19 protein-coding genes are annotated in these 23,729 nt (G+C 45.6%); 18 read left to right on the top strand and 1 reads right to left on the bottom strand.

All coding sequences use genetic code 11. The features are described 5' to 3' along the window. The first annotated feature begins 57 nt into the window (after positions 1–57). Genes ppdK through T2812B_RS03485 form a run of 4 tightly spaced genes read left to right on the top strand, consistent with a single transcriptional unit; the run spans position 58 to position 5,989 of the window. Positions 58–2,703 carry a pyruvate, phosphate dikinase gene (gene ppdK, locus T2812B_RS03500; protein ID WP_008193776.1) on the top strand — a complete coding sequence of 882 codons (2,646 nt, stop codon included), beginning with the start codon at positions 58–60 and terminating at the stop codon, positions 2,701–2,703. A 47-nt stretch (positions 2,704–2,750) separates the two neighbouring features. Next, positions 2,751–3,692: a class II fructose-1,6-bisphosphate aldolase gene (fba, locus tag T2812B_RS03495; protein WP_004082977.1), complete on the top strand. Its 942-nt coding sequence runs from the start codon at positions 2,751–2,753 to the stop codon at positions 3,690–3,692. A gap of 12 nt (positions 3,693–3,704) precedes the next feature. Continuing rightward, positions 3,705–4,916: an acetate kinase gene (gene ackA, locus T2812B_RS03490; RefSeq protein ID WP_004082978.1), complete on the top strand. Its 1,212-nt coding sequence runs from the start codon at positions 3,705–3,707 to the stop codon at positions 4,914–4,916. 17 nt (positions 4,917–4,933) lie between these two features. After that, complete coding sequence (locus T2812B_RS03485; RefSeq protein ID WP_081501930.1) at positions 4,934–5,989, top strand: GntR family transcriptional regulator; 1,056 nt, start codon at positions 4,934–4,936, stop codon at positions 5,987–5,989. An 18-nt stretch (positions 5,990–6,007) separates the two neighbouring features. On the opposite strand, the gene araA is transcribed toward T2812B_RS03485, so the two are convergent. Next, a complete protein-coding gene (gene araA / locus T2812B_RS03480; protein ID WP_004082981.1) occupies positions 6,008–7,498 on the bottom strand; it encodes an L-arabinose isomerase in 1,491 nt (496 codons plus the stop codon). A 192-nt stretch (positions 7,499–7,690) separates the two neighbouring features. Between araA and T2812B_RS03475 the strand changes: the two genes are divergently transcribed. The 14 genes from T2812B_RS03475 to T2812B_RS03415 all read left to right on the top strand — a co-directional run bounded on the left by T2812B_RS03475 (position 7,691) and on the right by T2812B_RS03415 (position 23,714). Further along, complete coding sequence (locus tag T2812B_RS03475) at positions 7,691–9,001, top strand: sugar ABC transporter substrate-binding protein (protein WP_004082983.1); 1,311 nt, start codon at positions 7,691–7,693, stop codon at positions 8,999–9,001. 62 nt (positions 9,002–9,063) lie between these two features. Beyond that, positions 9,064–9,921, top strand: a complete 858-nt coding sequence (locus T2812B_RS03470; RefSeq protein WP_231556610.1) for a carbohydrate ABC transporter permease — start codon at positions 9,064–9,066, stop codon at positions 9,919–9,921. Then, positions 9,921–10,772 carry a carbohydrate ABC transporter permease gene (locus tag T2812B_RS03465; RefSeq protein WP_004082987.1) on the top strand — a complete coding sequence of 284 codons (852 nt, stop codon included), beginning with the start codon at positions 9,921–9,923 and terminating at the stop codon, positions 10,770–10,772. The genes T2812B_RS03470 and T2812B_RS03465 overlap by 1 nt, the downstream gene beginning before the upstream one ends. 180 nt (positions 10,773–10,952) lie before the next feature. Further along, positions 10,953–12,818 (top strand): glycoside hydrolase family 127 protein, encoded by a 1,866-nt coding sequence (locus T2812B_RS03460; protein WP_008193766.1) that lies wholly within the window; start codon positions 10,953–10,955, stop codon positions 12,816–12,818. Positions 12,819–12,862: 44 nt separating this feature from the next. Continuing rightward, positions 12,863–14,116, top strand: coding sequence for a sugar ABC transporter substrate-binding protein (locus tag T2812B_RS03455; protein WP_008193763.1), 1,254 nt, complete (start codon positions 12,863–12,865; stop codon positions 14,114–14,116). Between the two features lie 62 nt (positions 14,117–14,178). Further along, a complete protein-coding gene (locus T2812B_RS03450; RefSeq protein WP_008193762.1) occupies positions 14,179–15,060 on the top strand; it encodes a carbohydrate ABC transporter permease in 882 nt (293 codons plus the stop codon). A gap of 15 nt (positions 15,061–15,075) precedes the next feature. Continuing rightward, a complete protein-coding gene (locus T2812B_RS03445) occupies positions 15,076–15,900 on the top strand; it encodes a carbohydrate ABC transporter permease (RefSeq protein WP_008193760.1) in 825 nt (274 codons plus the stop codon). Between the two features lie 175 nt (positions 15,901–16,075). Beyond that, positions 16,076–16,831, top strand: coding sequence for a transposase (locus tag T2812B_RS09880; RefSeq protein ID WP_255347108.1), 756 nt, complete (start codon positions 16,076–16,078; stop codon positions 16,829–16,831). A 16-nt stretch (positions 16,832–16,847) separates the two neighbouring features. Further along, the gene (locus tag T2812B_RS09875) at positions 16,848–17,273 is read left to right on the top strand and encodes an RNA-guided endonuclease TnpB family protein (protein ID WP_369792335.1); all 426 of its coding nucleotides are present in this window, start codon (positions 16,848–16,850) and stop codon (positions 17,271–17,273) included. Positions 17,274–17,409: 136 nt separating this feature from the next. Beyond that, positions 17,410–18,864 carry an alpha-N-arabinofuranosidase gene (locus T2812B_RS03435; protein ID WP_008193756.1) on the top strand — a complete coding sequence of 485 codons (1,455 nt, stop codon included), beginning with the start codon at positions 17,410–17,412 and terminating at the stop codon, positions 18,862–18,864. Between the two features lie 28 nt (positions 18,865–18,892). Beyond that, complete coding sequence (locus T2812B_RS03430) at positions 18,893–19,981, top strand: aldose epimerase family protein (RefSeq protein ID WP_008193754.1); 1,089 nt, start codon at positions 18,893–18,895, stop codon at positions 19,979–19,981. Between the two features lie 158 nt (positions 19,982–20,139). Then, a complete protein-coding gene (locus tag T2812B_RS03425; RefSeq protein WP_008193751.1) occupies positions 20,140–21,192 on the top strand; it encodes a sugar-binding protein in 1,053 nt (350 codons plus the stop codon). Between the two features lie 87 nt (positions 21,193–21,279). Beyond that, complete coding sequence (locus tag T2812B_RS03420) at positions 21,280–22,230, top strand: ABC transporter permease (RefSeq protein WP_231556597.1); 951 nt, start codon at positions 21,280–21,282, stop codon at positions 22,228–22,230. Further along, positions 22,227–23,714: a sugar ABC transporter ATP-binding protein gene (locus tag T2812B_RS03415; RefSeq protein WP_008193747.1), complete on the top strand. Its 1,488-nt coding sequence runs from the start codon at positions 22,227–22,229 to the stop codon at positions 23,712–23,714. The genes T2812B_RS03420 and T2812B_RS03415 overlap by 4 nt, the downstream gene beginning before the upstream one ends. Positions 23,715–23,729 lie beyond the last annotated feature (15 nt).

The following is a 23,729-nucleotide window of genomic DNA, read 5'->3' as shown; positions in this document are numbered from 1 at the left end:
CGGTTTTGATTTTATAATAAATTCTTGGATACGAAAGGAAAAGGAGGGAGTCAGAAGATGGCAAAGAAATACGTGTACTTCTTCGCAAACGGTAAGGCAGAAGGCCGAGCGGACATGAAAGATATCCTCGGTGGAAAAGGTGCCAACCTCGCAGAGATGACCAACCTTGGAATTCCTGTTCCTCCCGGATTCACCATTTCCGCAGAGGTCTGTAAGTACTACTACGACCACGGAAGAACTTATCCAGAAGAACTGAAAGAACAGGTTGAAGAGGCAATGAGGAGACTCGAGGAGGTTACTGGAAAAAAGTTCGGTGACCCCAACAATCCACTCCTTGTTTCCGTCAGATCTGGTGCAGCCATTTCAATGCCTGGAATGATGGACACCGTTCTCAATCTTGGTCTCAACGATGAGACAGTGAAGGGGCTTGCAAAGCAGACGAACAACGAAAGATTCGCCTACGATGCTTACAGAAGATTCCTTCAGATGTTCGGTGATGTGGTTCTGAAGATACCACACGAAAGATTCGAAAAGGCACTCGAAGAACTCAAGAAGGAGAAAGGTGTGAAACTCGACACTGAACTGGACGCAGAAGACCTCAAAAAACTCGTTGAGAGATACAAACAGATCTACAAGGAAGCAGGAAAAGAATTTCCACAGGATCCCTGGAAACAACTCTGGCTTGCCATCGATGCGGTGTTCGGTAGCTGGATGAACGAGAGAGCTATCAAGTACAGGCAGATTCACGGAATCAAGGAAGGAGATCTCCTCGGTACGGCCGTGAACATCGTCGCGATGGTGTTTGGAAACATGGGAGAAGACTCCGGAACGGGTGTCGCCTTCACAAGAGACCCGAACACTGGAGAGAAGAAACCTTACGGAGAGTTCCTGCCCAATGCTCAGGGTGAGGACGTTGTTGCGGGTATCAGAACTCCTCTCAAACTTGAAGAGTTGAAAAACAGAATGCCAGAGGTCTACAATCAGCTCCTTGAAATAATGGACAAACTGGAAAAACACTACAGAGATATGCAGGACATCGAGTTCACCGTTGAGAGAGGAAAGCTCTACATCTTGCAGACAAGAAATGGAAAGAGAACCTCTCAGGCAGCTATCAGGATCGCCGTTGACATGGTCCACGAAGGACTCATCACCAAAGAGGAAGCTATTCTCAGAGTGAGACCTGAAGACGTCGAACAGGTGCTTCATCCTGTGTTCGATCCAAAAGAAAAGGCCCAGGCAAAAGTCATCGCGAAAGGGCTTCCTGCATCTCCAGGTGCCGCAACGGGTAAGGTCGTCTTCAACGCGAAGAAAGCTGAGGAGCTCGGCAAAGCAGGTGAACAGGTCATTCTTGTGAGACCTGAAACCAGCCCCGAAGACGTTGGAGGAATGGCCGCTGCGCAGGGAATTTTGACCTCCAGAGGGGGAATGACCTCTCACGCTGCCGTTGTCGCAAGAGGAATGGGTAAGCCAGCAGTCGTCGGAGCAGAATCCATAGAAGTCCATCCTGAGGAAGGTTACTTCAAAGTGGGAGACGTCGTTGTAAAAGAAGGAGAATGGATCTCCATCGATGGGACTACCGGTGAGGTCCTCCTTGGAAAAGTAACAACAATAAAACCACAGGGCCTTGAAGGACCTGTCGCGGAGCTTCTGCAGTGGGCCGATGAGATCAGAAGACTCGGTGTGAGAACCAACGCAGACATACCGAGAGACGCGGAAGTCGCGAGAAAATTCGGTGCTGAAGGAATCGGGCTCTGTAGAACAGAACACATGTTCTTCGAAAAGGACAGAATACCCAAGGTTAGAAGGATGATCCTCGCAAAGACAAAAGAAGAAAGAGAAAAGGCTCTGGACGAACTTCTGCCACTTCAGAAAGAGGACTTCAAGGGATTGTTCAGAGTGATGAAAGGACTTCCAGTCACCATAAGGCTCATAGATCCTCCTCTCCATGAATTCCTGCCGCAAGAAGATGAACAGATCAAGGAAGTTGCCGAGCAGATGGGAGTCTCCTTTGAGGAACTCAAGAACGTCGTGGAGAATCTCAAAGAACTCAACCCAATGCTCGGGCACAGAGGTTGTAGGCTCACCATCACCTATCCTGAGATCGCTGTGATGCAGACCAAAGCAATAATTGGAGCGGCCATCGAACTCAAGAAAGAGGAAGGAATAGATGTAATACCTGAAATCATGATTCCTCTTGTGGGACACGTTAACGAACTCAGGTACCTGAAGAAGATCATCAAGGAAACGGCCGACGCTCTCATAAAAGAAGCTGGTGTCGAGCTCACTTACAAGATCGGAACCATGATTGAAGTTCCAAGGGCCGCTGTTACCGCCCATCAGATAGCGGAAGAAGCAGAATTCTTCAGCTTCGGTACTAACGACCTCACACAGATGACCTTTGGATTCAGCCGAGACGACGTTGGAAAGTTCCTGCCTGAGTACCTTGAAAAGGGCATCCTCGAACACGATCCATTCAAGACGCTGGACTACGACGGTGTTGGAGAACTGGTGAGGATGGGTAAAGAGAAAGGAAGAAGCACAAGGCCCGATCTCAAAGTTGGAGTCTGTGGAGAACACGGTGGAGATCCGAGATCCATACTGTTCTTCGACAAAATTGGACTCGACTACGTTTCCTGTTCGCCGTACAGAGTACCTGTTGCCAGACTTGCAGCGGCTCAGGCAGCTCTCAAAAACAAGAAATAATTGAAGGCCGGGCTTGTCCCGGCCTTTACATTGAAGGAGGTGTGACAATGCCTTATGTAAAGAACACGAAAGAAATTCTGGAAAAAGCCAGCAAAGAGAGATACGCTATCGGTGCATTCAATTTCAACAACATGGAATTTCTCCAGGCAATTCTTGAAGCCGCTGAGGAAGAAAAAGCACCGGTCATCGTCGCTACATCGGAAGGAGCGATAAAGTACATAGGAAAGGGCGATATAGAAACAGGAGCAAAACTTGCCGTTGAAATGGTGAGAACTTACGCTGAAAAACTTTCAGTTCCCGTCGCACTCCACCTGGACCACGGAAGAGACTTTAAAGTTATCATGGCTGCCATAAAAGCGGGTTACTCTTCAGTGATGATCGACGCTTCGCATCTTCCCTTCGAGGAAAACCTCAGAGAGACGAAGAGGATCGTGGAGATAGCTCACGCGGTTGGTATAAGTGTAGAAGCGGAACTCGGAAAACTCAAGGGAATAGAGGACAATGTGGTGGAAAAAGAGTCCGTGCTCGTCGATCCGGAAGAAGCAAAGGTATTTGTGAAGGAAACAGAAGTGGATTTCCTGGCTCCAGCCATTGGAACCAGCCACGGTGCGTTCAAGTTCAAAGGGGAAGCACAGCTCGACTTTGAACGACTGAAGAAAGTGAAAGAATACACCCAGATACCGCTCGTTCTTCACGGAGCTTCCATGGTACCGCAGGATATTGTGAAACTGGCAAATGAATACGGTGCCGAGCTTTCCGGTGCGAAAGGCGTTCCGGAAGACATGCTGAAGAAAGCTATAGAACTTGGTATCAACAAGATAAACACAGACACCGATCTGAGAATCACCTTCGTCGCGTATCTCAGGAAGGTTCTCTCAGAAGACAAGTCTCAGATAGATCCCAGAAAAATTTTCAAACCTGTCTTCGAACAGGTGAAAGAAATCGTCAAGGAGAGAATCAGAATATTCGGATCCAGCGGAAAGGCGTGAGGTGAAAATAGGATGAGAGTACTGGTGATAAACTCGGGAAGTTCTTCAATAAAGTACCAGCTCATCGAGATGGAGGGTGAGAAAGTTCTCTGTAAGGGTATCGCAGAAAGAATCGGCATTGAAGGCAGCAGGCTCGTTCACAGAGTGGGCGACGAAAAGCATGTGATAGAAAGAGAACTTCCGGATCACGAGGAAGCGTTGAAACTCATATTGAACACATTGGTCGATGAAAAACTTGGAGTCATAAAAGATCTAAAAGAGATCGATGCCGTCGGCCACAGAGTGGTTCACGGTGGTGAAAGATTCAAAGAATCGGTACTTGTGGACGAGGAAGTGCTCAAAGCGATTGAAGAAGTTTCACCCCTTGCGCCGCTTCACAACCCTGCGAATCTCATGGGAATAAAAGCTGCCATGAAGCTTCTTCCTGGAGTACCAAATGTGGCTGTTTTCGACACAGCTTTCCACCAGACGATTCCTCAGAAAGCATATCTTTACGCTATACCGTACGAATACTACGAGAAGTATAAAATCAGACGCTACGGTTTTCACGGTACAAGCCACAGGTACGTTTCGAAAAGAGCGGCGGAGATTCTCGGGAAGAAACTAGAAGAACTCAAGATCATCACCTGTCACATAGGAAACGGCGCTTCAGTAGCCGCTGTGAAATATGGAAAGTGTGTCGATACTTCCATGGGATTCACGCCACTTGAAGGGCTCGTTATGGGTACAAGGTCCGGTGATTTGGATCCGGCAATTCCCTTCTTCATCATGGAAAAAGAAGGTATATCTCCCCAGGAGATGTACGATATACTGAACAAAAAGAGCGGTGTCTATGGACTTTCAAAGGGCTTCAGCTCCGACATGAGAGATATCGAAGAGGCTGCCTTGAAAGGAGACGAATGGTGCAAGCTCGTTCTGGAAATTTACGACTACAGAATAGCGAAATACATAGGCGCATACGCTGCAGCGATGAACGGTGTCGATGCCATAGTTTTCACAGCCGGTGTTGGAGAAAACTCTCCAATCACAAGGGAAGATGTGTGTTCTTACCTAGAATTTCTCGGAGTGAAGCTTGACAAACAGAAGAACGAAGAAACAATAAGAGGAAAGGAAGGCATAATCTCCACTCCCGATTCCCGTGTGAAAGTACTGGTTGTTCCCACAAACGAGGAGCTCATGATAGCGAGGGATACGAAAGAAATAGTCGAGAAGATTGGCAGGTAAAGGAGAGGTGATTTGCAATCCTTCCAAAATACAGAATAATTGAAAAATTTTTGATCGATGAAATAAAATCTGGAAAGTACAAACACGGAGACAAACTCCCCACCGAGAAAGAGTTAATGGAAAGATTCAACGCCAGTCGGGAAACGGTGAGAAAGGCCCTTGAAAGACTGGTAGTTAAAAACCTGGTCATCAGAAAGCCAGGACTTGGAACGTTTGTGAACATAGAAAAGAAAAACAAGGTCGTTGGCATTCTTGTCCAGCAGATCACAAGTTACATATTTCCATATATAGCACTCGGCGCCGAAGAGGTTCTGTTCGCAAACGGGTACAAGATGCTTCTTGGAAATGCTTCTGAGGACCCCCACAAGGAGAGACAGATCATAAACGAATGGCTGGAAGTTGGTGTGGATGGTCTGATAATAGACCCTGTCTACAGTGCCACCAAACGCTCCAACAGAGATTTGATAGAAGAAATAGCAAAAAGAGGTACGAAGGTGGTCCTGGTACACACCAACTGGGACATAGAAGGTGTGGGAAGTGTTGTTCTCGATGACTGGTACGGAGGAGAAAAAGCAGCGGAAATATTTTATCAGTATGGACACAGGAATGTGGCTGTATTGTATAAAACGATACACCTTCCCAGTGTTGTGAGAGCCCAGGCTTTTCTGAAACGAGGAAGAGAACTCGGTTTCGAAAAAGTCCACGAGAAATCTTTTCATGTTTCGGAGTTCACCGGTATTGTTATGCAGAGTGCTTTTGAGCTTCTATCTTTACCGAAGGATCAGCGTCCAACCGCGGTTTTCTGCTACAATGATGCAACGGCTCTTCAGTTTTTCCTTGCAGCAAAGAGAATGGGTCTGAAGATACCAGAGGACGTTTCAGTTATAGGTTTCGACGATGCTCCCATAGGTGATTTCAGAGAGATTCTGACCACCTTTGAACATCCCAAGGAAGAAGTTGGAAAGAAAGCAGTCGAGATCCTTTTGAAGATGATCGATGGAGAAAAACCTGAGAAATATGTTTTCAAACCAAAACTCATTATGAGAGAGTCGGTGACGTATCCAAAAAAATGAGGGGCTTTCGCCCCTCTTTCATCTTTTCAAAAGCCCCCAGTAGAGTTCGTTCCATCTCAGTTCTTTTTTGAAGTCCTCGAGATCCAAATTCTCATCGATGACGACGTATTCGATTTCCAATGCCTCCGCCCAGTCGATGAGGTATTCTACGTCAATGGCTGTTGAGAAGGCAGTGTGGTGTGATCCTCCAGCGAGTATCCATGCAGTAGTTGCCCTCTTGAAATCAGGCAGCGGTTTCCAGAGGACCCTGGCTGTCGGGAGTTTTGGCATCTTCCTCTCTATGGGAACGGATAAAACCTTGTTCACAACGAGTCTGAACCTGTTGCCCATATCAACGATCGATGCGTTAACGGCTGGTCCTTCCTGACCATCGAAGACAAGACGGGCAGGATCTGCTTTCCCGCCGATGCTGAGAGGGTGAACCTCTATTCGTGGTTTTTCCTTTGCTATCGTTGGACATACCTCGAGCATGTGAGCCCCTAAAACGAGTTCGTTTCCGGGAGTGAGGTGGTAAGTGTAGTCTTCCATAAAAGAAGTTCCGCCGGGAAGACTCGTTCCCATTACCTTGATAGCTCTAACCAATCCCGCTGCTTTCCAGTCACCTTCTGCACCAAAACCGTATCCTTCCTCCATGAGTCTCTGGACCGCGAGCCCGGGAAGCTGTGGAAGATCGTGCAGGTCCTCGAACGTGGTGGTGAAACCAACAGCGTTCTTTTCTTTCAAAAATTCTCTCAGAGCAATTTCTATTTTCGCCTGCTCTCTTATTGCTTTGAGACTGTATTCATCCTCTGGCATGATGTATTTTTCTCTGTATTCTTTGAGAAGTTCCTCTACTTCGCGCTCTGGAACGGCTTTCACTCTCTCTGCAAGTTCTCCAACTCCCCAAGTGTTTATGGACCAGCCGAGTTTTATCTGTGCTTCTACTTTGTCGCCTTCGGTGCTGGCGACTTCTCTCATGTTGTCACCGAACCTGACTATCTGTCCCATTCTTCCATCCTGTATCGCACAGGCCACTCTCATCCACTTTGCGATCTTTTCTCTGACTTCTTTCTCTTCCCAGTGTCCCACCACAACTTTCCTTGGAAGTCTCATCCTTGCATGTATGAACCCATGCTCTCTGTCTCCGTGTGCGGACTGGTTCAGGTTCATGTAATCCATATCGATCGTATCCCATGGAATCTCTCTGTTGTACTGCGTGTGAAGGTGAAGCAGGGGTTTTTTGTTTATGGAGAGTCCCCGTATCCACATCTTCGATGGGGAAAAAGTGTGCATCCAGACGATAACCCCTGCGCATTTGGGGTCTGCGTTTGCCTTCTCAAAGATTTCCGTGATTTCAGAAGAACTCTTCAAAACCGGCTTTAAAACGATCTTTGAAGGGAAGATGGGGTCATCGTTCAGTGAATCCACGATCTTACTTGCCTGTTGCTCCACCTTTTTCAGGGTTTCCAGACCGTAAAGATACTGACTTCCAACGAGAAACCAGAACTCGTACTGCTTGAGATCTATCATTCTCCGACCTCCTTTCTCATGGTTTCATCCTTTTAGTATAACATAAAAGTACGTACCATTATACGTATCATGTCCGTTTCTGCGGAGATTTATGTTAACTAATTGACTATAAGATAATTCTTTGTTGACAGATATGATATACTACCATCGGTACGTACCGTTATCCACTATTTTTAGGCAGGGGGGATTTGTATGAAGAGATTTTTACTGTTGATCTTTCTCATCATCACCTCGTTGATCTTCTCGGTTAAAATCTCCGTTCTCTGTTCTCCAGACAACGCGGACGCCCTGAAGTGGCTTGCCCAGGAGTTCATGAAACAGAATCCCGACATTCAGGTTGAAATCGTACCTCTTTCGTGGGAAGTACTTTATCCGAAGCTGCTGCAGGATCTCAGATCTCAGGCTGGATCGTTCGACGCTTTCACTTACGATGTGATGACCACTGGAGCCGTCTCTTTCGGACTGGTTGACCTTGGAGAGTTCATGAAACAACATCCAGAACTTGTTCCAGAAGATTACGATTTGAACGATTTTATCCCACAGGTTCTGGAAGAATCTGGAAAGTGGAAGGGAAAACTCATCGGGCTTCCGTTCTACAACAACACAATGCTCTTCTATTACAGAAAAGATCTCTTTGAAGATCCAAAGATAAAACAAGCGTTCAAAGAAAAATACGGTAGAGAACTCACCCTCCCGACCACCTGGGAAGAAGTTGTAGAAATAGCGGAATTCTTCACCAAAAAATACAACAAGAGCTCTCCAACAGACTACGGAATCGCCCTCATGTTCCCGAGAACCCACACACTCTTCTACATGTATCTGCTGTTTTTCGGTGAGTACAGGAACGCACCACTCGGTATCATGAGGCACGGAACCGCGGATCTTGAATTCGGTGAATACTTCACAGCGGATCACAAACCTGCCTTCAACAGTGAAGAGGGATTGAAAGCGCTCGAAATGATGAAAAAACTCATGCCTTACAGTCCAGATCCGCTCGGCTCTGATTACGGTGAAACGATCGAGTACTTCAACCAGGGACTCGTTGCTATGGTACCTCAATGGACGGGACCGTATCTGATCTTCAAGAGCACCCTCGGTGAAGATAAAGTCGGGATCATTCCCATGCCGGGTCGATCCGTGAGTGGTCAATGGGCACTCGGCATCAACAAATTTATACCTGAGGAAAAGAAACTCGCTGCGTTCAAATTCATCATTTTCGCCACCAGCAAATGGGCTGACAAGAACAAGTTCCTGAGATTCGCCGTCGCTCCTGCCAGAATCTCAACACTCCAGGATCCCGAGGTGAGGGCCGCTGATCCGAGAGTTCCCGCCCTCGAGGTAACGTACGTTTCTCAGACCCACAGGCCAAGGATTCCAGAGGAACCAAGACTCGAAGACATCACCGTTGAGACCTTCTCCAAGATCCTCTCTGGAGAACTCCCGCTCTCCATGGAAACGCTGAACGATCTCGCAAAGAAATGGGAAGAGATTCTTGGAAAATAAGGAGGTGAAGAGGGGGCGCTCTGCCCCCTTTTGCCATGAGAAAAAGAATTGTTCCCTGGTTGATGGTCCTTCCCGTTCTCGCTCTTTTCCTTGCAATGACGATCTATCCCTTTGGTTTCATGATCTGGGCTTCTTTCAGAGATTACGATCTTTCAAAGAGTGCGGAGACTCACTTCATTGGTCTTTCGAATTACTTCCAGATTTTCAGAGATTCAACCGCTATCGAATCCATGAAGTTCACCGCTAAACTTCTGGCTATCGCAGTTCCTGTGGAGCTCGTCCTCGGTGTTCTCATCGCTTTTCTGATAAGGGGCGTCAAGGGAGAAAAGATAATCAGGTCTTCTCTCCTTATTCCCATGATGATTCCACCGGCAGTTTCCGGGGTTGCCTGGAAGATGTTGTACAACTTTGCCTTTGGACCGGTGAACTGGTTTTTGTCACTCTTCGGTGTTCCCAAAATTTCGTGGCTTGGAGATCCATTCTATGCACAACTGGGGATCATTATCATAGACGTCTGGCAGTGGACTCCTTTCATTTTTCTCATGATATACGCAGGTCTTCAGTCGATACCTCAGGATCTCATCGACGCAGCCCGAGTGGATGGAGACGATTGGGGAAGAGTCTTTTTGCACGTGGAGTTTCCTCTTCTAAGACCTTTGATTCTGGTTGCTCTTGTTCTAAGAATCATAGACTGTCTGAAGACCTTCGATATTGTCTTCATGACAACCTGGGGTGGCCCAGGATCTGCGACCCACACCTACAGTTTCTACATCTACAAGGTAGGTATTTCTTTTGGATGGAACATCGGTTACGCCTCTGCGTTGAGTGTTCTGCTATTGATTGTGGCGATAGTCCTCGTGAATGTAGTGTTCAGGCTTGTGAGAATGAGACAACAACTGGGGTTTGGGGGTGAGGAGTGATGAAAAAAATCCTGACGATTGTGAGATACATCCTGATCGCCATTTGTCTGATATTTTTCCTTTTTCCCGTTTACTGGCTCGTGATCACGGCCTTTAAGCCTTCAGACGAGTGGTTCACCATGCCTCCTAGATTCTTTCCAACAAAGCCCACGCTTGCTAATTTCTTTGGAGCAAAAGAGACAGAAGTTTTCGGTGGAACAACCGGTTCTATTGAGAACATCTTTCCGTACTTGAGAAACAGTATCGTGGTTGGTGTATCTGTAGCACTTATAGGAACGGTAATCAGTGCCCTCGCTGCCTATGCTATAGCCCGCTACAGGGTAGGAGGTCCATTCCTGGCGGAGTGGATCATCTCCATCAGAATGCTCCCACCTATTGTGTCAGCCGTTCCCCTGTACGTGATATTCACAAAACTGAGACTCATCAACACCTGGTGGGCTCTCATTCTGTCACATCTTGTCATAGTTGTGCCTCTCGGGGTCTGGCTTCTTATCAGCTTTTTCAGAGAGATTCCAAGAGAGATAGATGAAGCGGCCTATGTAGATGGAGCTACTCCCTTTCAAGCGTTCTTCTATGTGGTTCTTCCGCTCAGTGCTCCAGGACTCGCAGCGGTTGCAGTGCTTTCTCTCATTCAAAGCTGGGGAGAGTTCCTTCTGGCCCTTGTTTTAACGAACGATGCACGTGCTCAAACGCTACCCATTTTCCTTGGAAGATACATCACTGGCTGGAGGGTTGCCTGGGGACCTCTTTCGGCTGCAGGAATCGTCACAATGCTTCCCGTTGTGGTCTTTGCTCTTGTTGCCCAGAGGTATCTAATCAGAGGCCTCACCTTCGGAGCGGTGAAAGGATAGTTTGTGAAAAAATGAGAAACCATAAGAAAAGAGCTTTTAAACGGAAATATTTGTATCTATTAAGGTATAACATGCAATATTTGTCCAGAAATATACTTGATTTAACAAAAATGGACAATGTAGAATTTGCGTAAAGAATAATGTACGTACCTAAATGTATGAAAAGGAGGAATATCGTTTATGTCCAAAATCGTAGAAGTTTCCAAAAGTCCCTACGCAAAGCTCAAAACGATACCTGTTGGTTCTGTGAGGGTAAATGGATTCATGGGTAAATATTTTGAAACTCTCGTCAACGTAACCCTTCCCACACAGTACGATCTTCTGGAGAACACAGGAAGGCTCGACAACTTCAGAATCGCCGCTGGCAAGATGGAAGGATCTTACAAAACATTTTTCCCGTTTGACGACACAGACGTGTACAAATGGGCTGAGGCAGTGTCCTTCGCCTTGGCGAACAGGAAACTGCCAGAACTAGAAAAGATCCTCGACAGCGTGATAGAAGAGGTGAAAGCTGCTCAGGATGAAGACGGTTACCTTGGAACCTATCTTTCTGGAGAGAGAAAAAAAGAGCGATGGACGAACCTTGCGTGGAATCATGAATTGTACAACGCAGGTCATTTGATTCAGGCGGCCGTTGCGCACAGAAGAGTGACAGGAAAGAACACTCTTTTCGAAGTGGCAAAAAGATTCGCAGATCACATCTACAACACCTTCGGTCCTGGAAAAAAAGAAGGGGCACCGGGGCATCCAGAAGTGGAAATGGCACTTGTAGAGCTCTACAGAGAAACAGGAGACAGAAAATATCTGGACCTTGCAAGGTACTTCATTTACGCACGTGGAAAAGGGTTTGCCAGCGTTCCAAGAAATCCAGGGCCGGAGTATTTCATCGATCACAAACCTTTTGTGGAACTGGAGGAGATCACAGGCCATGCGGTGAGAGCTCTGTATCTCTGCTCTGGGGCCACTGATCTTTATCTTGAAACGGGTGATGAAAAGATCTGGCAGGCTCTCAACAAACTCTGGGAGAATTTTGTGACGAAGAAGATGTACATCACAGGAGGGGCGGGTTCCAGGCACGACTGGGAATCCTTCGGAGAAGAGTATGAGCTTCCAAACAGAAGATCCTACGCTGAGTCCTGTGCTTCAATAGCGAATTTCATGTGGAACTTCAGAATGCTTCTTGCAACGGGCGATGGGAAATTCGCAGATGTGATGGAACAGGTACTGTACAACGGACTTCTCTCCGGTATATCCCTCGATGGGAAGCACTACTTCTACTTCAATCCACTTGAAGACCTCGGGAGAACAAGAAGACAGAAATGGTTCGATTGCGCGTGCTGCCCACCAAACCTTGCCAGGTTCATAGCGTCTTTTCCGGGATACATGTACACCACTTCGGACGACGGTGTTCAGGTCCATCTGTACGAGAAAAGTACAGCCAGGCTCGATTTCAAAGGTTCGGTTGTGGAGATAGAACAGGAAACGGACTATCCATGGAGTGGAGAAGTGACCTTCACCGTTGAAACGGATATTGAAGAACCATTCTCCATCTATCTCAGAATTCCTTCCTGGGCAGATGACTTTGTTCTCAGGGTGGACGGAAAAGCGGTGATAGCAAAGCCACAGAACGGTTATGTAAAACTGAACCAGAGCTGGAAAGGGAAACACACAGTGGAACTTTCACTTCCCATGAAAGCGGTGTTTATCGAGGCACACCCGTTCGTGAGAGACGACCTTGGAAAAATTGCAGTGAAAAGAGGTCCAGTCGTCTACTGTATAGAACAAGCAGATAACCCGGATTTCCATGTTTGGACACTGGTGTTGAACTCAGAAAGCCTGAAGGAAGAAAAAAGAAAGATACTGGACAAGGAGGCTGTTTTCCTCAAAGGAACTGGAAGAGCACTGGACATCTCTGAATGGGAGGGGAAACTGTACAGAAAGCTGTCTGAGGTTAGGGAAAAAACGGTAGAGTTCACTCTCATTCCCTACCATATGTGGGCTAACAGAGAACCGGGTGCAATGGCGGTGTGGTTGAAAAAAGAGTGAAACATCAATACTTCCAGAATACATTTAAGAGGAGGTGTCAGTCTATGAGGAAATTACTTTTATTTGTGATCCTTTTGGTGGGGTTTGTTTTAACAGTTCTAGCAGGTGACACAATAGTCATTCGCTATGCTCACTGGAACGCTCTACCGCCAGATCCATACAATTATGTGAAGGCTTTTGAAGAAAAGTATCCTAACATCAAAGTAGAATTCATACAAATACCTGAAGCTGAGTATTCCCAGAAACTTAGAACCATGGCGCTTGCAGGAAACGCTCCTGATGTTCTTTGCCTTTGGGAAGCTGATATGGCAGACTTTGCAAAGGCAGGTTGGATAATTCCTCTTGACGATTACATCAAACAGAGCAAAGAATTGAGCCTGGACGATTTTATACCCGCGGTTAAGCAACTGATGGAATTGCAGGGACATCTTTATGGTTTACCGTGGTGTTTTGCAACAGAAATTATGTACTACAACAAGGATTTGTTCGACAAGGCAGGAATACCGTATCCAAATGAGAACTGGACTTGGAAAGATTTTGAGGAAGCTGCAAAAAAGTTGACAGTTGTTGAGAATGGAAAAGTTGTGCAATATGGATGCGATGCCATAAGTTTCCAGGGACTGTGGTACTCATTAATAGGGACATTCGGAGACAAAATAGTGGATGAGAAAGGAAGGTTCGCTATTGGAGAAGGTGCTAGGAAGTTTTTGAAATGGTGGTATGACTTAACAAACAAGTACAAAGTGGTAGCTCCTCCGCAGGTTTCCACATCTGGTGTTGTATCTGCTGACCTTTTCATGGCAGGAAAAGCCGCAATGGCTTTCAATGGAAGTTGGATGACATCGGTTTACAAGGATATTACCGACTTCAACTGGGATATAGCTCCTATTCCTAAGGGTGTGAGGCATTATTCAACACTTCATACGGGCTTCTTTGCCATCAATGCAAAAAGTAAAGTAAAGGATGCAGCGTGGAAATTCATAGAATTCTGTATGAGTGAAGAGGGGCAGAAGCTGATCAATACAGCTTATAGTAACCCATCAGCTCGTGTTTCTATCCTTAAGAAGGGTTATTACAAAGTTGAAGGGCCGAAAGGGCCTCGAAATTGGGATGCTATAGAAAAAACAGCGGAGTTTGCAGAATGGGGATACACACTGTTACCTCCTGGACTGACTTTTGATTTAGTAAAAGATTTCAATGCCGCAATTCTTGGCCAAATTTCCGTTGATGAAGTTATTGAAAGAGCTATAGAAAAGGCAAAAGATATTTTAGGGGAAGACAGAGTGGCAACAGAATAACTGGTGGGGGCTTTGCCCCCACATTGAAGGGTAGAAAATTATAGTAGTTAAGGAGGTTCAATATGCACAGAAAAAACGCATGGGCTTATCTTTTTGTGTCCCCATGGATCGTCGGCTTTATACTCTTTACAGGTGGGCCCATCTTAGCAGTTATTCTTCTAAGTTTTTATAAATGGGATTTAATAACTCCCCCCAGATGGGTAGGGTTTGCAAATTATGTAAGGATGTTCCGAAGTGGCTCAGATTTTTGGATAGTTCTAAGGTTTACACTTTTATATACATTCCTTTCCGTTGTAGTATCTGTTGGTTGGGCTCTCTTTACTGCTCTTCTTCTGAACCAAAGGGTAAAGGGTGCAAAAATATTCAGCTTCTTTTATTTTGTCCCAGCGGTTGTTCCGATGATTGCTCTGACTTTCGCTTTTCAGTTGATTTTCAACAAGGAATTAGGAGTGATGAATTACCTATTGACATTATTGGGAATAAAAAACACCCCAAACTGGCTGATGGATCCACATTATGTAACATGGCTGGTAGCTATTCTGAATATTTACACCTTTTATACTGGTCAAATGATGTTGATATTTGATAGTGCTTTGAAAGAAGTTCCTAAGGAGCTCTATGAAGCAGCGGAAATAGACGGTGCAGGACCTTTCACTCGATTTTTTAGAATCACACTGCCTGCGATATCTCCCATTCTTCTCTTTAACCTGGTCACCGCTACGATAAACTCTCTGAGTGCTTCATTCACACTTATTTATCCTCTCACTGGAGGAGGGCCAGGGAAAGTTACCCAAGCAATAAGTCTGGATATCTACTACAACGCTTTTAAGACGTTCAGATTGGGTTATGCAAGTGCAGAAGCAGTAATATTGTTCATTATTTCCGCAATTGTTTCATTGTTGATGTTCGTACTGTCGAAGAAATGGGTCTATTATGAAGTTTGATGGGGAGGAACTCATATGAGAAAAAAAGCGACAGTAGGACTTCAATATGTCTTGATGATACTGGTTGCCATTATAATGTTTTTCCCAATCCTTTGGATTATTGGTTCTTCCTTTAAGCCACTCGTGGAATTCAGTTCGTATCCCCCAAGGCTGTTTCCAAAAAACTTCACGTTGAAAAATTATTATGAAGTCTTTACAAACAGCAAACTTCCTATTTACTTGCGTAATACGTTGATTCTCATGTTAGGAAATACTGTGGGTACGCTTCTTTCCAGTTCTCTTGTCGCTTATCCTCTGGCACGGATGGATTTTAAAGGGAAAAAGTTAATATTCGCTTTGATACTCGCCACCATGATGGTTCCAAGTTACGTTACGATCGTTCCACAATACATTCTCTTCAGATACTTTGGATGGCTTGATTCTTTCTTACCAATAATAGTTCCTGCCTTTTTTGCTTATCCATATAATGTGTTTCTTTTCAGACAGTTTTATAGAACGATTCCCAAAGAACTGGATGAAGCGGCTAAAATTGATGGTTGTAATGAATGGCAGATTTTTTGGAAAATAATAGTGCCCGTTTCTAAGCCCATCTTTATAACCATAGGTGTCCTTTCTTCCATATACTGGTGGAACGAATTTTTCGTCCCTATGGTTTTCATCAACTCGGAAGAACTGAAACCCCTGAGTGTGGGTATTTACAGTTTCTCGAGAACAACTTTCATTGTTCGATGGGATTTAATAATGGCAATGGCAACGATCATGATAATACCACCAATGATTCTCTTCCTTGTGGCTCGTGAATACATAACGGCAGGAATAAAAACAACGGGGTTAAAATAAAAAAGAGCCCCATGAAAGGGCTCTTTTATTGAACAAAGTGCAAAGAAGACACCATTTTCTATAAGGTGGAGATGAATTTGCAATTTAATTTGTGCCAAAATGTTAATATATCACATATAGAAGTGAAAAAGAAGGTTCTTGAATCTCAAGGAGTAATCTCAAAGGAAGGATAAGCATGCTCATAACCTACAAATTTCGTATTTACCCTACGAAGGAACAAGAAGAAAAACTGGCCAAACATTTCGGTCACACCAGATTCGTGTACAACTTCTTTCTGAACTACGCCAACATCATCTACAGAGTAATGGAACGTCCTACATACTACAACGAATGGGCATCTGTTTTGGTAAAACTCAAAAAGACAAACAAATATTCATGGCTCAACGAAGTGAACTCTCAAGCGCTCCAGCAGTCGCTGAAAGATTTAGAACGTGCATTCAAGAATTTTTTCAAAAAGCAAGCTGGCTATCCAAAGTTCAAGAAAAAGAAATTCTCCCGCCAAACCTTTCGTATTCCACAGCACATTCAGCTGTATATCAAAGAAGACAATCCAAAATACGGCTGTATATTCGTTCCCAAGTTCAAAGAAGGCATAAAAGTGCGGCTTCACAGAAAGCTTCCGAAAGACGGAAAGATAAAACAAGCAACGTTCATCAAAACACCAACGAACAAATATTACGCTGCGATAGTCTTTGAAGTCCAAGACGTTGAAGTGGAGAACAAGTCAACAGATGCTTTGGGAATAGACCTTGGAATCAAGGACACGATCACATTGAGCGACGGAAGAAAATACAGCATGCCAGACCTTTCAAAATACGAGAGACAGATCAAAAGACTTCACAGACGATTATCCAGGAAGCAGAGAGGTTCAAAGAACTGGGAGAAAGCACGTTTGCGTCTTGCAAAGCTGTACGAGAAGATAGTCACATAAAAGCGACTGCTCACAGATCACCACGATCTGTCAGCGAAGCCAACTGGAAGATCGTGGTGGAGACCTCAACATCAAAGGTATGGTTCAGAACCACAGACTTGCCAGGCACATCCACATGCAGTCGTGGAGGAGATTCTTAGAACTTCTCGAGTACAAGGCAAAGCGCTGTGGGATCGAAGTGATAAAAACAAACAGATACTATCCCTCGAGTCAGATGTGCAGTGAATGCGGGTACATAAACAAAGAAGTCAAAGACCTGAGCGTCAGAGAATGGACGTGTCCTGTATGTGGAGCGCACCACGATAGAGACGTGAACGCTGCGAAGAATCTTGCCAGGTACGGCTTGATGCTATCAGTAGGGCGGGAACCGTCCGAGTTCATGCCCGTGGACCGTGCTCTGGCGGCGGAACCCGAAAGGGGTCTACGAGCCACCACGGGTTGAAGCGGGAAGCCATGACTTCTATAAGTCATGGTAGTTCACCTTTTCTGGAAAAGTTCCTTTACCTCTTCAGCTGTCAACGGCCGATCATAGGTATTTCTATAACACCAACTTTCGTGAAGTGAGGAGGGAAAAGAGTATGTCCTACAGGATAGTGGTGGATCCAAAAGAAGTTGTCAAGCCGATTAGCAGACACATCTACGGTCATTTCACGGAACATCTGGGAAGGTGTATCTACGGCGGAATTTATGAAGAAGGTTCTCCGCTCTCTGATGAAAGGGGTTTCAGAAAAGACGTTCTGGAGGCTGTAAAGAGGATAAAAGTTTCGAACTTGAGATGGCCCGGTGGAAACTTCGTGTCGAACTACCACTGGGAAGACGGAATAGGTCCAAAAGATCAGAGGCCTGTCAGGTTCGATCTCGCCTGGCAACAGGAAGAGACGAACAGATTTGGAACGGACGAATTCATTGAGTACTGTCGTGAGATAGGAGCAGAACCTTACATCAGTATAAACATGGGAACTGGAACACTCGACGAAGCTCTCCACTGGCTCGAATACTGCAATGGAAAGGGTAATACCTACTACGCTCAACTTAGAAGAAAGTACGGTCATCCAGAACCTTACAACGTAAAGTTCTGGGGAATAGGCAACGAGATGTACGGGGAATGGCAGGTAGGCCACCTGACGGCGGACGAATACGCAAGAGCCGCCAAAGAATACACGAAATGGATGAAGGTTTTCGATCCTACAATTAAAGCGATCGCCGTGGGCTGTGACGACCCTATATGGAATCTCAGGGTTCTTCAAGAAGCAGGTGATGTGATTGACTTCATATCCTACCATTTCTACACAGGGTCCGACGATTACTACGAAACGGTCTCTACGGTTTACCTCCTCAAAGAAAGACTCATCGGAGTGAAAAAACTCATCGATATGGTGGATACTGCTAGAAAGAGAGGAGTCAAAATCGCCCTTGATGAATGGAACGTATGGTACAGAGTATCCGATAACAAACTCGAAGAACCTTACGATCTCAAAGATGGTATCTTTGCATGTGGAGTGCTTGTACTTCTTCAAAAGATGAGCGACATAGTCCCACTTGCCAATCTCGCACAGCTTGTAAACGCCCTTGGAGCTATACACACCGAGAAAGACGGTCTCATTCTCACACCCGTTTACAAGGCTTTCGAACTCATCGTGAATCATTCCGGAGAAAAGCTTGTCAAGACCCATGTTGAATCGGAGACTTACAACATAGAAGGAGTCATGTTCATCAACAAAATGCCTTTCTCTGTCGAGAACGCACCGTTCCTTGATGCCGCCGCTTCCATCTCAGAAGATGGCAAGAAACTCTTCATCGCTGTTGTAAACTACAGGAAAGAAGACGCTTTGAAGGTTCCGATCAGAGTGGAGGGACTGGGACAGAAAAAAGCCACCGTTTATACACTCACAGGTCCGGACGTGAACGCGAGAAACACCATGGAAAATCCGAACGTCGTTGATATTACCTCCGAAACCATCACCGTTGACACCGAATTTGAACACACATTTAAGCCATTCTCTTGCAGTGTGATTGAGGTAGAATTGGAGTAAGAAAAACCGCTGCCAGGAGGAGAAAGAAATGGAATATCTGATGAGCCACATTGAAAAGGAGTTCTTCGGAACAACTTCTGAGGGAATACCTGTATATCAGTACACACTCATAAACAAAAATGGAATGATGGCAAAAATCATCACTTATGGTGCGATAGTTAGAGAGTTGTGGGTGCCAGACAGTTCTGGCACCCTTTCTGATGTTGTTTTGGGATTTGACACACTCCAGGAGTACGAAGCAAAGAACTCGAACTTCTTCTTCGGAGCGATAGTGGGAAGATATGCAAACAGAATAGCCGGTGGAAGATTCGAGATCGACGGAGTCACCTATCAGCTTGCCTTGAACGATGGAGATCGTCCAAACGCGCTCCACGGTGGTGTGAAGGGATTCTACACCAGGGTCTTCAAAGCCGTTCCCATGAAAACGCCCGCTGGACCTTCCCTTGTTCTGAAGTATTTGAGCCACGATGGCGAAGAAGGCTATCCTGGAAATCTGGATCTCACAGTTATTTACACTCTCACAAACGAAAACGAACTGAAGGTAGAGTATCGTGCCAAAACGGATAAACCCACTGTTGTGAACCTCACACAACATTCCTATTTTAACCTTACCGGTGATGGTTCAATACTTGATCACGAGCTTATGATAAACGCAGATAACTACACCCCCGTTGACGAGAACCTTATACCAACAGGAGAAATCGCCCCTGTTAATGGTACGCCTTTCGATCTCAGGACATTCAAAGTTCTGAGAGATGCCATTGAACCGTTGAAAAGCACTACAACAAAAGGCTTCGATATAAACTACGTTTTAAACGGTGAAAATGGAAAGCTAAAGCTTGCAGCCGTTTTGAAGGATAGCGAGACCGGAAGAAAGATGGAAGTTTACACAACAGAGCCGGGTCTTCAACTCTACACGGGAAACTTCCTCGATGTGAAGGGAAAATGCGGTACATACTACGGACCGTACTCAGGTTTGTGTCTTGAAGCACAGCACTTCCCCGATTCTCCAAATCATGCAAACTTTCCAAGCACCATCTTGAGACCAGGTGAGGAGTACAGACAGGTTACTGTTTATAGATTCGTTGTAAACGGTTGTAAGGAGAAGAAAAACTAAGCATTCTGTTAATAATCACGAATAATTTTCTGTATTCTGGTATTTCGATATGAAATGACCGAGAACTGAATTTGAACTTTTCTGTTATTGTAGTGTATATTATGTAATGTACGTACCTATCATAACCATTAGTATTCCTACCGTAGGAGGTGTTTTTCATGAGGAAAGGTTTGCTGTTGCTTGGTATGATTTTGCTGCTGTCGGTGTTTGTTTTCTCAGAAGACATGACAATACTTCTGGCACCGAAATCACTCAACAATCCGTACTGGTTTGCGGTGGAGAACGGGATGAAAGATGCGGCAGAGAAACTGGGAATCAAAGCGATATTCGACGCACCAGTTGAGGCAGATGCAGCGAAGCAGGCAGAGAAGATACTGAGCTACATAGTGAAAGGTGTAGACGGGATAGGCATTTCACCGAACGATCCTGAAGGGATAAAGGTAGTTGTCAAGAGGGCACTTGACAAGGGGATACCAGTAATCATGTTTGACTCTGACTCACCGGACAGTGGAAGGTATGCTTACATAGGAACCAACAACTACAACGCAGGATACGAAGCAGGAAAATTGATGGCGCAGCTTATAGAAAAATACAGACCTGAGAAGAAGACAATCAAACTTGCGATACTCACAGGTGGTCTTGCTGCGTTGAATTTGAACGAAAGGATCAGAGGCTTCAAAGATGCTCTTGAGGACTACTCCAAGAAGAGCGGAAAAGAGATAGTCTACGTTGCTGATCCGTTCCCGTGTAATGACGATGCAGCGAAAGCGATTCAGATACTGAGGGATGCTTCTAGAAAGTACACGGATCTTGACGGGTGGTTCGCTTCAAACGCTTCTCTTGTTGCACCTCCGAACACCATTATTTCGGCTCTCGGTGGACCGCAGAGAGCGAAGGAACTTCTGATAGTTGCTTTTGATACTTTGGAACCAGAGCTTGAGCTTGTCAAAGCTGGTGTTATAAAAGGTCTCATAGGGCAAAGACCGTACGACATGGGTTATTTCTCCACGGTATTGCTCTATTTCATGGCAAAAGATGGTGTTGAAAAAACCCTTGGAAATCTTGAAAAAATAGTGGCAGAATACGGGAAACCTGATTACAAGATAATAAAAGAAAGGGACTACATCATCGACACAGGTGTTGATGTTGTCACGAGTGAAAATATTGATGAGTACTATGAATACGCAAAGAAAATCTATACAAAGCGATAAGTACAAATTCTAAAATTTCGAGATTAATTGGGGGGTCATCCCCCCTTCTTTATGAAAAGAAAAGGATAAAAACAATGGTGAGGAGGCGTGGTTGAGTTGTGGAAAAAGCTGTTCAAGGCGAGGGAAGCGGGGATATTTCTAATACTCATAGCGATAGTGGTGTTTTTAGGGGTAACGACGAGAGAATTTTTGACAGTGGAGAACATATTCACGGTGATACTGAACGTATCGTTCATAGCGATCATGTCATTTGGGATGACGATGGTGATCATCACATCTGGGATAGATTTGTCGGTAGGGTCCATACTTGGGGCGGCGAGTGTAGTGATGGGGCTTTTGATGAATGAGAAGGGTTTGTCACCATTTTTGAGTGTGGTCATAGGATTGGCGGTAGGAGTAGGCTTTGGGCTTGCGAACGGGCTTTTGATCACGAAGGCGAGGTTAGCACCGTTCATCAGCACATTGGGAATGTTGAGCGTAGGGAGAGGACTTGCGTACGTGATGAGCGGGGGATGGCCCATATCACCGTTTCCAGAGAGCTTCACAGTGCACGGGCAAGGAATGGTAGGGCCAGTGCCGGTACCGGTGATCTACATGGCGGTGATAGGGGTGATAGCCCACATATTTTTGAAGTACACAGTGACGGGGCGAAGGATCTATGCGATAGGAGGGAACATGGAAGCGTCGAAGCTGGTGGGGATCAAGACAGACAGGATACTGATCATGGTGTACACGATAAACGGATTTCTTGCTGCGTTTGCGGGATTTCTATTGACGGCATGGCTTGGGGTGGCCCAACCGAATGCGGGGCAGGGGTATGAGCTGGACGTGATAGCGGCTACGGTGATAGGAGGGACGAGTTTGTCTGGTGGTGAAGGGACGATACTGGGGGCGTTTTTAGGGGCAGTGATAATGGGGGTATTGAGGAACGGGATGATACTGCTTGGGGTATCGTCGTTCTGGCAGCAAGTGGTGATAGGCATAGTGATCATCATAGCGATAGCGATAGACCAGATCAGGAGGGCGAAAGAGAGATGAAGCCCATACTTGAGGTGAAGAACATACACAAGAGATTTCCAGGGGTACATGCGCTCAAAGGGGTAAGCATGGAATTTTATCCTGGTGAGGTACATGCGATAGTTGGGGAGAACGGGGCAGGTAAGAGCACATTGATGAAGATAATAGCAGGGGTGTATCAACCCGATGAAGGTGAGATCATATACGAAGGGAAGAGTGTGAGGTGGAACCATCCGAGTGAAGCGATAAATGCAGGGATAGTGACGGTGTTTCAGGAGCTATCGGTGATGGACAACCTGTCGGTTGCGGAGAACATATTCATGGGAGACGAAGAGAAGAGAGGGATCTTTGTAGATTACAAGAAGATGTACAGAGAAGCGGAGAGGTTCATGAGAGAGGAATTTGGCATAGAGATAGATCCTGAGGAGAAGCTGGGGAAATACTCCATAGCGATCCAGCAGATGGTGGAGATAGCAAGGGCGGTATACAAAAGAGCGAAAGTGCTGATACTGGACGAGCCGACCTCGTCGCTTACACAGAAAGAGACAGAAAAACTCTTTGAGGTTGTGAAGAATCTCAAGGAGAAAGGTGTGGCAATACTCTTCATATCGCACAGGCTGGAAGAGATCTTCGAGATCTGTGACAGGGTGAGTGTGCTGAGAGACGGGGAGTACATAGGGACAGATAGCATAGAGAACCTGACGAAAGAAAAGATCGTGGAGATGATGGTGGGAAGGAAATTAGAGAAGTTTTACATAAAAGAAGCGCATGAACCCGGGGAAGTGGTACTTGAAGTGAAAAACCTGTCTGGGGAAGGATTCGAGGACGTATCGTTCAGTTTGAGGAGAGGGGAGATACTTGGTTTTGCTGGGCTTGTTGGGGCAGGAAGGACAGAACTGATGGAGACGATATTTGGATTCAGGCCAAAGAGGGGAGGTGAGATATACATAGAAGGGAAGAAAGTGGAGATAAACCATCCTCTGGATGCGATAGAACAGGGGATAGGACTTGTGCCAGAAGACAGAAAAAGACTGGGACTCATATTGATCATGAGTATCATGCACAACGTATCGCTGCCGAGTCTTGATAGAATAAAGAAAGGGCCTTTCATATCGTTTAAAAGAGAGAAAGAACTGGCGAACTGGGCGATAAAGACCTTTGACATAAGGCCACCGTATCCAGACAGGAAGGTGTTGTATCTTTCTGGTGGCAACCAGCAGAAAGTAGTACTTGCGAAATGGCTTGCTTTGAAACCGAAGATTCTCATACTGGACGAACCGACACGAGGAATAGATGTAGGGGCAAAGGCAGAGATATACAGGATCATGTCACAGCTTGCAAAAGAAGGAGTAGGTGTCATCATGATCTCGTCTGAACTTCCTGAAGTTCTTCAAATGAGTGACAGAATCGCTGTGATGAGCTTTGGAAAACTCGCTGGTATCATTGATGCCAAAGATGCTTCTCAAGAAAAAGTTATGAAACTCGCTGCTGGGTTGAATTTGTAACTTATAGCAAGGAGG

It is taken from the genome of Thermotoga sp. 2812B, from assembly GCF_000789335.1.
GTDB lineage: Bacteria > Thermotogota > Thermotogae > Thermotogales > Thermotogaceae > Thermotoga > Thermotoga maritima.
The sequence above is the reverse complement of the archived record's forward strand: the minus strand, read 5'-3'. Positions and strand labels throughout refer to the sequence as shown.